The 10,943-nt window shown below is 70.9% G+C and carries 9 protein-coding genes and 2 pseudogenes; 1 reads left to right on the top strand and 10 read right to left on the bottom strand.

The window, feature by feature from the left end; all coding sequences use genetic code 11:
• The 7 genes from AOK15_RS35175 to AOK15_RS35145 all read right to left on the bottom strand — a co-directional run.
• A partial coding sequence (locus tag AOK15_RS35175) for a family 4 glycosyl hydrolase (RefSeq protein WP_055522376.1) occupies positions 1–1,076 on the bottom strand: 1,076 nt, incomplete at its 3' end.
• 7 nt (positions 1,077–1,083) lie between these two features.
• Positions 1,084–1,992 carry a carbohydrate ABC transporter permease gene (locus tag AOK15_RS35170; protein ID WP_055522374.1) on the bottom strand — a complete coding sequence of 303 codons (909 nt, stop codon included), beginning with the start codon at positions 1,990–1,992 and terminating at the stop codon, positions 1,084–1,086.
• A complete protein-coding gene (locus tag AOK15_RS35165; RefSeq protein ID WP_055522372.1) occupies positions 1,992–2,933 on the bottom strand; it encodes a carbohydrate ABC transporter permease in 942 nt (313 codons plus the stop codon). Before AOK15_RS35165 ends, AOK15_RS35170 begins: the two co-directional genes overlap by 1 nt.
• A gap of 6 nt (positions 2,934–2,939) precedes the next feature.
• On the bottom strand, positions 2,940–4,277 hold the full coding sequence (locus tag AOK15_RS35160; RefSeq protein ID WP_055522370.1) for an ABC transporter substrate-binding protein: 1,338 nt from the start codon (positions 4,275–4,277) through the stop codon (positions 2,940–2,942).
• A 273-nt stretch (positions 4,278–4,550) separates the two neighbouring features.
• Positions 4,551–5,780, bottom strand: coding sequence for an ROK family transcriptional regulator (locus AOK15_RS35155; protein ID WP_055522367.1), 1,230 nt, complete (start codon positions 5,778–5,780; stop codon positions 4,551–4,553).
• Positions 5,781–5,934: 154 nt separating this feature from the next.
• The gene (locus tag AOK15_RS35150) at positions 5,935–6,771 is read right to left on the bottom strand and encodes a hypothetical protein (RefSeq protein ID WP_055522365.1); all 837 of its coding nucleotides are present in this window, start codon (positions 6,769–6,771) and stop codon (positions 5,935–5,937) included.
• Between the two features lie 252 nt (positions 6,772–7,023).
• Positions 7,024–7,560 (bottom strand): HNH endonuclease, encoded by a 537-nt coding sequence (locus AOK15_RS35145; RefSeq protein WP_055522363.1) that lies wholly within the window; start codon positions 7,558–7,560, stop codon positions 7,024–7,026.
• A 315-nt stretch (positions 7,561–7,875) separates the two neighbouring features.
• On the opposite strand from AOK15_RS35145, the gene AOK15_RS35140 reads away from it, so the two are divergent.
• Positions 7,876–8,979 (top strand): mechanosensitive ion channel family protein, encoded by a 1,104-nt coding sequence (locus AOK15_RS35140; RefSeq protein WP_055522361.1) that lies wholly within the window; start codon positions 7,876–7,878, stop codon positions 8,977–8,979.
• A 218-nt stretch (positions 8,980–9,197) separates the two neighbouring features.
• Here the strand turns inward: AOK15_RS35140 and AOK15_RS47830 are convergent.
• The 3 genes and pseudogenes from AOK15_RS47830 to AOK15_RS35130 all read right to left on the bottom strand — a co-directional run.
• Positions 9,198–10,285: pseudogene (locus AOK15_RS47830) on the bottom strand (ABC transporter permease); the annotation flags it as partial.
• A 2-nt stretch (positions 10,286–10,287) separates the two neighbouring features.
• Positions 10,288–10,495, bottom strand: a pseudogene (locus tag AOK15_RS47825) (ABC transporter permease); the annotation flags it as partial.
• Positions 10,496–10,530: 35 nt separating this feature from the next.
• Positions 10,531–10,943, bottom strand: a 413-nt coding sequence (locus tag AOK15_RS35130) for an ABC transporter ATP-binding protein (protein ID WP_157870468.1), incomplete at its 5' end; no start/stop codon positions are given.

Below are 10,943 nucleotides of genomic sequence, written 5' to 3'. Positions count from 1 at the left end.
GGGTCCACGGCCGGGACCGGCAGCGGGGTGACGCCGGTCGGCCCCACGGTCGCCTGGACCTCGATCACCGCGTCGTCCGGGAGGAAGGGCAGCGTCCCGGCGTTGTACGTGTTCACCACCTGGTACGGGCTGCCGCTGCCGCCCAGCAGGCCCGCCGCCAGGTCCACGGCGGCCTCCGAGTAGTAGGCGCCACCGCGCTTGGCGAGCAGCGCCGGCTTCTCGTCGAGCGCCGGGTCGGCGTACATGTCCAGCAACCGGCGCTCCATGGCGGCGACCTCGGCGGCCCGCGACGGCTTCGTACGGAGTTCCCGTACGACCTCGTCGTGGGCGTAGTAGTAGCGCAGGTAGTAGGAGGGGACGACGCCGAGGTGGTCGAGGAGGGGGCGGGGGAGGCGCAGGTCGGCGGCGATGGTGTCGCCGTGCCCGGTCAGCAGCTTCGGCAGGACGTCCTCGCCGGAGGGCCCGCCGAGCCGTACCCCGGTCTCCCAGGTGAGGTGGTTGAGGCCCACATGGTCCAGGTGGACGTCGGCCGGGGCGACGCCCAGGTGCCCGGCGAACTTCCGCTGGAGTCCGATGGCCACATTGCACAGCCCGACCGCCCGGTGCCCGGCGCGCAGCAGCGCACGGGTCACGATGCCCACGGGGTTGGTGAAGTCGATGATCCACGCGCCGGGGTTGGCGCGGCGGACCCGTTCGGCGATGTCCAGGACGACCGGGACCGTGCGCAGCGCCTTGGCGAGGCCGCCCGCGCCGGTGGTCTCCTGGCCTACGCAGCCGCACTCCAGCGGCCAGGTCTCGTCCTGTTCCCGGGCGGCCTGCCCGCCGACCCGGAGCTGGAGCAGCACGGCGTCGGCGCCCTCGACCCCCCGGTCCAGGTCGGCGGTCGTCACGATCTTGCCGCCGTGGCCCTGGCGGGCGAAGATCCGGCGGGCGAGGCCGCCCACCAGGTCCAGGCGATCCTCGGCCGGGTCGACGAGCACCAGCTCCTCGATCGGCAGGGTGTCGCGGAGCCGGGCGAACCCGTCCACGAGTTCGGGTGTGTAGGTCGACCCTCCGCCGACCACGGTGAGCTTCATATGCGTATCAACCCTTCACTCCGGTCAGGGTGACGCCCTCGACGAACGCCTTCTGGGCGAAGAAGAAGACGAGGATCACGGGGGCCATCACCAGGACGGTCGCGGCCATGGTCAGGTTCCAGTCGGTGTGGTGCGCGCCCTTGAAGGACTCCAGGCCGTAGGACAGGGTCCAGGCGGCCGGGTTCTCGGAGGCGTAGATCTGCGGGCCGAAGTAGTCGTTCCAGGCGTAGAAGAACTGGAACAGGGCCACGGCCGCTATGCCCGGCTTGGCCATGGGCAGCACCACCCGCAGCAGGGTCCGCAGCTCGCCGCAGCCGTCCACCCGGGCCGCGTCGAGGTACTCGTTCGGGATCGTCGTCAGGAACTGCCGCAGCAGGAAGATCGAGAACGCGTCGCCGAACGCCATCGGGACGATCAGCGGCCAGAGCGAGCCCGACAGGTCCAGCTGCTTGGCCCAGAACAGGTACATCGGGATGACGACGACCTGCGGCGGCAGCATCATCATCGAGATGACCAGCATCAGCGCCAGATTGCGGCCCCGGAAGCGGAACTTGGCGAGCGCGTACGCCACGGGAACGGACGACACGACGGTGAGGACCGTGCCGAGGCCCGCGTAGAGCAGCGTGTTGCGCCACCAGGTCAGAAAGCCGGGTGTGTCGAGGACCTGCCGGTAGTTGCCCCACTCCCAGGTGTCCGGGACGAGATCGCGGGTGAGGGCCTGCTGGTCACTCATCAGCGAGGTCAGGACGACGAACACGAAGGGCAGGGTGAAGAAGAGGGCGGCGGCGACGCCGAGCGAGTGCACGGCGATCCACTCCAGGACCGCCCGGCGGCGGGCCGCGCGTTCGCTCCCGGAGCCGCCGGGCCGTGCCGCGGACACGTCCGCGTGGACGGGATGGTCGAGTACCTGGGACATCAGTCGGCCGCTCCGATCAGTCCGCCTCGGCGCCGCATCAGCAGCGCGGTGAACGCCATGGACAGCGCGAACAGCACGAGCGCGACCACGCAGGCGGCGCCGTAGTCGAAGCGCTGGAAACCGAGGTTGTAGACGAGCTGGGGCAGGGTCAGCGTCGACTTGTCCGGGTACCCCGGCTCGAACTGCTGCCCGGAGCCGCCGATGATCCCGGAGGCCACCTTCCCGGCCACCAGCGGCTGCGTGTAGTACTGCATGGTCTGGATGACGCCCGTGACCACGGCGAACATCACGATCGGCGAGATGTTCGGCAGCGTCACGTACCGGAACCGCTGCCACGCCGAGGCCCCGTCCAGCTCGGCGGCCTCGTACTGCTCCCTCGGCACGTCGAGCAGGGCGGCCATGAAGATGACCATGAGGTCGCCGACCCCCCACAGCGCGAGCGCGGTGAGCGCCGGCTTGGACCAGGCGGGGTCGGTGAACCAGCCCGGCGTCGGCAGCCCGAACCCGTCGAGGAGGGAGTTGACCGGCCCGGTGCCCGGGTTGAGCAGGAAGACGAAGGCCAGCGTCGCGGCGACCGGCGGGGCGAGGTACGGCAGGTAGAACAGGGTCCGGAAGACACCCGTACCGGTCTTGATCTTCGTGATGAGGAGGCCGACGCCGAGGCCGAACACCACCCGGCACGTCACCATCACCAGCACCAGCCAGAGGGTGTTGCGCAGCGCCGGCCAGAACAGCGGGTAGTCCTGGAAGACGTAGGCCCAGTTGCCCGGGCCGCGGAAGACGGGCGTACCGAAGCCGTCGTACTTCATGAACGAGAAGTACACGGTGGACACCAGCGGATAGGCGAAGAAGACGCCGAACCCGATCAGCCACGGTGACAGGAAGGCCACCGTCCGAAGCGCCGACCTGCGGCGCTTCGCGCGGAGAGTGTGCGTGGCCATCGGAGGCTACTTCGCCTGCTCGATGTCGGTGTCGATCTGCTTCGCGGTCTTCTCCAGCCCCTCCTGGAGGTTCTTCACCTTCCCGGACTCGTACTGGTAGCCGAAGTCCTGGAGCGTCGTCTGGTACGTCGAGCCGTTGACGGACGCCGGGGGCGTGTTGGAGTCCGGGTGCTGGGCGATGTCCAGGAACGTCTTGAAGCCGGGGTCCGCCTTCAGGTCGGGCGACTTCAGCGCCGCGAAGGTGGACGGCACGTTGTGGATGGCGTTGGCGAAGGAGACCACGGCCTCGGTGTCCGTCGTCAGGTACTTCACCAGCTCCCAGGCGGCGTTCTGCTTCTTGCTCTGCGGGGCGATGCCGATGATCGTGCCGGAGAGGAAGCCCTTGCCGTACTCGTCGACCTCGTCGTCCGCGACGGGCAGGGGCGCGGTGCCGATCTCGAAGTCCACACCGGCGGCCTCGGCCATCCCGAGCCGCCATTCGCCGTCCAGCTGCATGGCCACCTGACCGGTCTGGAAGGGGTGCTTGGCACCCCACTCGTCGCCGAAGGTGTTCCGGTACCTCTCCAGCTTCTCGAAGCCACCGAGGGAGTCCACCAGGCCCTTCTGGAACCTGAACATCTGCGCGAACGCCGGGTCCTTGGCGATGTTCGACCTGCCGTCCGCGTCGAAGTACGCGTGGTCCCACTGGGACATGTAGTGGTCCACGACCGTCTCGTAGCCGTGGTAGTTCGGCATGAAGCCCAGCTGGGCGTAGCCGTCGCCCTTGGGCTTCGTCAGCTTCTCGGCGTCCTTCGCGAACTCCGACCACGTCTTCGGCGGGGACTTGATGCCCGCCTTCTCGAACGCGTCCTTGTTGTAGTAGAGGCCGTACGCGTCACCGAGCAGCGGCAGGGCGCAGCGGGTGCCCTCGAACTGCGTGTAGTCCAGCATCGGCTTCGGGATGATCCTGTCGAGGTCGAGCTTCGACTTCTCGATGAACGGCTTCAGGTCGAGGAACGCGCCGGACGAGCAGAACTTGCCGACGTTGGACGTGGTGAACGACGACACCACGTCCGGCCCGTTCGAACCGCCCGCCCGCAGCGCCTGGTTGAGCTTGTCGTCGTTGATGTTCCCGACGACCTTCACGGTGATGTTCGGGTGTGCCTTCTCGAACCGGTCCACGTTCGCCTGGATCGCCTTCACCTCGGCGGGCGCGCTCCAGCCGTGCCAGAAGGTGATGGTCGTCCTGGCGTCGGGGTCGTCGTTCGCACTGGCCGAGGACTGCCCGGTGCAGGCGGTGGCGAGCAGGGCGAGAGAGGCGGTGGCGGCGAGAGCGATCGCCGCGTTCTTGGATATTCCGGACATGGAGGGGCCTCCTGAGGAAGGAGTGGGCGAGGGGAAGAGAGGGAGGAGGGAGAGGCAGAGGGAGAGGGGTGAGCAGGGATGCCGCGAAGGGGCGCGGGGTTGTGGGGACACGCGGCTCCGCCGTGTGGGTGCGACCGGTGGCGACGAGCCCTCAGTTGTCGAGCGGATGGGGAGGCGGCCCCCAGCAGGCGAACTGCCCCGGAGTCGGCCGGCGGTTGTCCGGCGGCCTCGGAGCCCGCCCGCGGCTGTCGAGCGGTCTCGGGGCCGGCGGACTCAGCGGAGCGTCAACGTGTCGAAGACCTCGTCGCGCGTGGTGGCGAGAGAGCTCTCCAACGCCCCCCGGAGCACGGGGCGTTCGAGCACGTCACCGAGGACGAGCCGGGGCCGGGACGCGGCGAGTTCGCCCAGCTCGGCCTGGACGAGGGCCCGCAACGGCTCCCCGCCCGAGGTGAGCGCCGAGCCGCTCAGCACGATCAGCTCGGGATCGAGGACGGACACCAGCGAGGCCAGCCCGGTCGCGACGCTCGTGGCGTACGTGGCCAGGAGGCGCCGGTGCGGACCGGAGTTCACATCGGCGGCCCGTCCCACGAGGTCCGCCGCGACCTCGGCGTACGGCCCGTCCGGCACCGGGGTGATGCCCAGCTCCCGGGCGAGCCGGGGGATGACCTGTGAACCGGCGAGCTCCTGGAAGCCCCCGCTGTTCGCCTTGGTGACATGGCGGACAAGCGGCACACCGGGGACGGGCAGGAAGCCGACCTCCCCGGCGCCCCCGGTGAAGCCCCGGTGCAGCCGCCCGCCGAGGACGACCGCGGCGCCGATGCCGCCCTCGTTCCACAGCAGCACGAAGTCGTCGTGGCCCTTGGCCGCGCCCAGCCGCTGTTCGGCGAGGGCGACCAGGTTCACGTCGTTCTCGTACTCGACCGGCATCGGCAGCGCGGCGGCGATGTCGTCGAGCAGCGCGGGGGAGTGCCAGCCGGGCAGGTGCGAGGCGTAGCGCAGCCGGCCCGTGGTGGGGTCGAACGCGCCGGGCGTGCCGATGACCAGTCGGCGGACGTCGGACTGTACGAGCCCGGCGGCCTTGACCGCCCCGTCGAGCGCGGCGGCGACCTGGCGGGCGACGGGCTCGGCGGGTCGCCGTCCGGGGGTGGGGACGGCGTGCTCGCCGACCGTGCGGCCGGTGATGTCGGCGACGGCGGCGAGAACACGTTCGGGGGTGACGTCGAGGCCGGCGGCGTACGCGGCGGTCGGGTCGACCGCGTACAGCTGGGCGTTGGGTCCGGGCCGGCCCGCGCCGGAGCCGCTGTCGCCGGGACCGTCGGTGTCGGTGCCGGTGGCGATGACGAGCCCGGCGGCCTCCAGCCGGGCGAGGAGCTGCGAGGCGGTCGGCTTCGACAGCCCGGTGAGCTTCCCTATCCGGGTCCGCGACAGCGGCCCGTGCTCCAGCAGCAGGTCGAGCGCGGCGCGGTCGTTCATGGCGCGCAGTACGCGAGGGGTTCCAGCCATGGGGGAGCGTCACCGCCGAACTATTAGGAAGGTTTCCTATCGGATGTCAGGAAGATAGGACTAGACCAGGGGCGAGTCAATACGGGTCGGACGAAAAAGCCCCCGGGCAACGGAGTCGTTACCTGGGGGCGGTGCCCGCGATGCGGGAGGGGTGTTACCTGACGTCGACGGAGTCGCCGGCGGACGTCTTGGCCGCGGTCGTCGACGTACCCGCGAACGCGTAGCGGTACGAGCCGTCCTTGGTGGCCTTCACGGTGGTGGACAGGGCGCCGCCGGTGCCGGAGGTCACCGTCCTCACGTCGGTGTAGGACGTGGTGCCGGCCGTCTTGAACTGGAGCGTCACCTTCTGGTCCCGGTAGCCCGAGTAGCTTCCGGTCTCCCAGTTCGCGCGGGTCAGCGCGCCCTTGACGGTCAGGGTCCTGCCCTTGGCGACCGGTTCCGGGGTGGCGTTCACGGTGAGCCTCGCGGCGCGCTGGAGCTTGGCGGTGCCGAGGTCGCCCCAGACGTCGAAGCCGTTCTCGAAGCTGATGTGGCCGTCGGAGTCGTCCTCGTCGACGGACGTGTGGCCGTAGACGGCGGCCACCTTCCAGGTGGTGGCGTCCGCGGCGCTCATCAGGTTCTCGCGCGGGTCCACGGTGACCTTCGTCGCGCAGGACTGCGTCACCGTGGTGTCCGTCGTCGCCGTGGTGGTGCAGACGGGCCGCTTCGGGGAGCCGTCCAGGCCGTTCGAGGGGCTCGCGAGTCGGCCCCGGTACAGGGCGATGGCCAGGATGTTCCTCTCGTAGTCGATGACGAGGTCCGACGGGCGGGTGAAGCTGTACGTGACCGGGACGGTCACCGTGTCCTTGACGCCGACCACGATGGGCTTGCCGTTGTTCACCGTGACGGCGCCGAAGCTCAGGTTCGGCGAGTCGGCCAGCGCGGAGGGCGCGGCGAGGCCGGTGAGAGCCAGGGCGCCGGAGACGACGGCACCTATGGCGAGCTTTCGCATGAATTCCCCACATTCGAAACGGACCCCCGGGCGTTGCGCTCCAGAACAAGGGCCCGCCGTTGGGGTGACACTAAACGATCACCGATGTGCGGGGAATGCGGGGTGGCTGTGAACGAGGCGACAAAACGCCTGGTCAGGTGGGTGTGACTGTTCCGGATGAGGCGTCCGGCTGTCATGTGCCGGACGCCCCTCGGCCGGCTGTCCGGCGGGGGCGTCCGGTGGGGGCTTCCGGCGATGCGAAGGCCCGGACCGTCAGGCGGAGATGCCGTCGATCCGGGCCATGGCGTCGTCCGCGCCGTACGGCTGGAGGTAGGGCAACCAGCGCGGGTCCCTGTGGCCGGTCCCGATGATGCGCCAGGCCAGGCCGGTGGGCGGAGCGGGTTTGTGGCGCAGTCGCCAGCCGATCTCGACCAGATGACGGTCGGCCTTGACGTGATTGCAACGACGGCACGACGCGACGACGTTGTCCCAGACGTGCTTGCCCCCGCGGCTGCGCGGGATGACGTGGTCGACGCTGGTTGCGACGCCACCGCAGTACATGCACCGGCCCCCGTCACGCGCGAACAGCGCCCGGCGGGTCAGAGGAACGGGCCCCCGATAGGGAACCCGGACGAATCGCTTGAGCCGGACCACGCTGGGTGCGGGGACTGTGACGGTCGCGCTGTGCATGAAGGCGCCGGATTCCTCCAAGGAGACGGCCTTGTTCTCCAGGACGAGGACGAGCGCGCGGCGGAGCGGTACGACGCCGAGCGGCTCGTACGACGCGTTGAGGACCAGGACATGCGGCACGGATGCCTCCTTGTACGCCGGCGGCGCGTGGCTCGCGCCGTGGACGATCCGTAGTCAGTCTCCCCTCAGGCCTGGTGGAAGCGCCACCATGTCCCGGTAACGGGCTGGGAGTGTTTTCGACCACACCCTGATTCATCCCCCGCTGCGTGCGCCCTTCACTCCCTGGTGAGCGCCCTGTCTCCCTCGAACATCACTACGGCATCCACACAATGCCCCGTTAGTGTGGTGGGTCTGCCCCTCCGGTGACCTTTCCGTGACCTGATCGATCTTGACCGCCGTACCGGGGGGCGGATAACGCACCTGGAGGTACCCGTCGTGTCGCCCGTTTCGTCCCTGCCCCTCCTACTGGCCGCCGTGTCGCCGTCGCCGTCCCCCTCGGAGACACCGACGACGCCCGCGGTGCCCACCCTGGAGGACGCTCAGGAGAGCGCGACCAACGCCGCCAGCTGGGTGGAGGAGAACTGGTCCACATGGCTGGCCATCGGTCTGCGCGTGCTGCTGATCGTGGTGATCGCGGCGGTGCTGAGAGTGATGGTCCGGCGGGCGATCACCAAGCTCATCGACCGGATGAACCGCTCCGTACCGGCCACCGAGGGCTCCAGCCTCGGCGGGCTGCTGGTCAACGTCGAGCGCCGCCGCCAGCGCTCCCAGGCCATCGGCTCGGTGCTGCGTTCCGTGGCGTCCTTCCTGATCCTCGGCACGGCCGCCCTGATGGTCCTCGCCACGTTCGAGATCAACCTCGCCCCGCTGCTGGCCTCCGCCGGTGTCGCGGGCGTCGCGATCGGTTTCGGCGCCCGGAACCTGGTCACGGACTTCCTCTCCGGCGTCTTCATGATCCTGGAGGACCAGTACGGCGTCGGTGACACCGTCGACGCGGGCGTCGCCTCCGGTGAGGTCATCGAGGTCGGTCTGCGCGTCACCAAGCTCCGCGGCGACCAGGGCGAGATCTGGTACGTCCGCAACGGCGAGGTCAAGCGCATCGGCAACCTCTCCCAGGGCTGGGCCACGGCCGGCGTCGACGTCACCGTCCGCGCCGACGAGGACCTCGACCGGGTCCGCCGCACGCTCGCGGAGGTCGGCGAGACGATGAGCAAGGAAGAGCCCTGGAACGAGCTGCTGTGGGGCCCGATCGAGGTCCTCGGCCTGGACGACGTGCTCCTGGAGTCGATGGTCGTCCGCGTCTCCGCCAAGACCATGCCCGGCAAGGCCCTCACCATCGAGCGTGAGCTGCGCTGGCGCATCAAGAAGGCCTTCGACGCCGCCGACATCCGCATCGTCGGGGGCATACCCGCGCAGTCCGACGGCCCGGCCGACGATTCCGCGGCCGCCGTCTCGCCCCCGTCGGTGTACGCCAACTCGACCTCCCCGCAGTCGGAGCGGGCCACGCCGATCACCCCGTCGGGCGTGCCGACGAAGTAGGACGCACGGCGCGTCGCGGGCGCCTGGCGGCGCGCCCGCCCGTGTACGAGAGGGGGCGCCCGCCCGTGTACGAGAGGGGGCGCCCGCCCGTGTACGACAGTGGGGGCGCCCGGAGAGATCCGGGCGCCCCCACTGCTTTCCCGCGCTCCGGGTGGACCCCCGTACACCCCGGAGCGCGGGCGAGCGGCCGGGCCGTGTCCGCCGCGGCCACCCCTCCGCTACGCGTATCGCAGCTCGCCCGGCCGCACCGTCCGGCGCAGCAGGGGCAGGGATGTGGCCGCCGCCAGCAGACAGGCGCCGAACGCCACGACGGGGACCAGCAGGGCGCCGAACGGCAGGACCGAAGTCCCGGCCATGGCCATGGCGTAGGCGAAGGCGATGCCCGTGCCGCCGGCCCCGGCCAGCAGCAGCGACGGCACCAGGGGCAGGGCCGTCTCCAGAATCAGCGCGCGCCCCAGCACCTCGTACGGCACGCCGGCGGCGACCTGGGCGGCGAGGCCCCGGCGGCGTGTGGCGAGCGACTCGGCGGTGCCGACGGCCAGCGCGGCGAAGGTGACGGCGAAGCCACCGACGATCGCGGCGGCGGTCAGGTTCAGACCGGCGGTGTAGAAGTCGGCGCGATCGGCCAGGTAGTCGTACTTCGCGATGTCCGCGAGCAGCGTGGCCCGTACCCCGATGAACCCGCTGCCGACGACGGTCCCCATGAGGACGGCCGCGTGGGTGCGGGCCGCCGCCCACGGGTCCTGGCGGAGCCGCTCGGCGGCGATCAGGACCGCCGGGTTCCCCGCGCGGCCGGCGAGCACCTTGCCGGTGAGCTTCGCGACCGCGCCCGACAGCAGGACCGCGCCCGCGCCCACCACCAGCAGCGCGGCGAACAACGTCAGCGGTGCCGACTTGAAGGTGTTGTCCGGCATGTCCATGTAGGTGGAGGCGACGGCGGCCAGCGCCACGAGCACGAGAAGTGCCATCGCCCCCAGGAACACCCACTGCGGACCCCGGCCCGTCCTCGGCCCCACCCGCCGGACCCAGCCCAGCGGGGAGGCCACCACACGGCGCAGCGCCAGCACGCTCACCAGCGCGCCCAGGGCGGGCACCCCCAGCGACACCAGGGCGATTCCCGCCCAGGCCAGGGCGGAAGGGCTTCGCCACTCGCGCAGCAGCGACAGCACGAAGAAGACGGTGACGACCAGCGAGCCGATCAGACAGGCGATCCCGGCCTCCAGCGCCGCGATCCGGCGCACCTGCCCCACTGACGCCCCGGCCAGCCGCAGCCCGGCCAGCCGTCGGTCCCGGTGCACGGCGCCCANNGCACCGGGACCAGCAGGAGCAGCAGGGTCAGGATCACCCCGGAACGCTGGCCGGGATTGTTCAGCAGCCCGTCGGCCACCGGAACCTGATAGCGCCCCTGGAGGGAGGCCAGCACGGCCGCCGCCAGCCCGAGACCCGTCGCCAGCGCGGCGCCCAGGGCGGTCAGCGTGACCCGCCACCACTCCCGGCGGTCCGAGCCCTGCGTCAGCAGGAAGGCGAGGCGGAGATCGTTCGCGAGGGTGCTCAACGCGACACCCCCAGCGGCGCCTCGGCCCCGGAGACCACGACGCCGTCCTCCAGCGTGACCTCGCGGTCCGCGTACGCCGCGGTCTGCGCGTCGTGCGTGATCAGCAGCACCGACGTACCGGACTCCCGGGCCGTGTGCACCAGCGCCGCCATCACCTGTTCGCTCGCCAGCGAGTCCAGGGCCCCGGTCGGCTCGTCCGCGAACACCACCCGCGGGCCCGTGACCAGGGCCCGCGCCAACGACACCCGCTGGGCCTGGCCGCCACTCAGCTCGCCCGGCCGCTGCTCCTCCTGGCCGCGGACACCGAACCGCTCCAGCCAGGCACCGGCCCGCTCCCGCGCCTCGCCGCGGGCGGTGCCGGCCAGCAGCAGCGGCAGCGCCACGTTGTCGACGGCGGTCAGCTCCGGGA

The organism is Streptomyces ossamyceticus (assembly GCF_001418475.1).
Lineage (GTDB): Bacteria > Actinomycetota > Actinomycetes > Streptomycetales > Streptomycetaceae > Streptomyces > Streptomyces ossamyceticus.
This window is presented reverse-complemented; position numbering and strand designations above follow the sequence as displayed.

Coding starts and splice junctions, on each gene's coding strand:
- AOK15_RS35170 (WP_055522374.1), bottom strand. CDS start 1,992: ATGTCCCAGGTACTCGACCATCCCGTCCACGCGGACGTGTCCGCGGCA.
- AOK15_RS35165 (WP_055522372.1), bottom strand. CDS start 2,933: ATGGCCACGCACACTCTCCGCGCGAAGCGCCGCAGGTCGGCGCTTCGG.
- AOK15_RS35160 (WP_055522370.1), bottom strand. CDS start 4,277: ATGTCCGGAATATCCAAGAACGCGGCGATCGCTCTCGCCGCCACCGCC.
- AOK15_RS35155 (WP_055522367.1), bottom strand. CDS start 5,780: ATGGCTGGAACCCCTCGCGTACTGCGCGCCATGAACGACCGCGCCGCG.
- AOK15_RS35150 (WP_055522365.1), bottom strand. CDS start 6,771: ATGCGAAAGCTCGCCATAGGTGCCGTCGTCTCCGGCGCCCTGGCTCTC.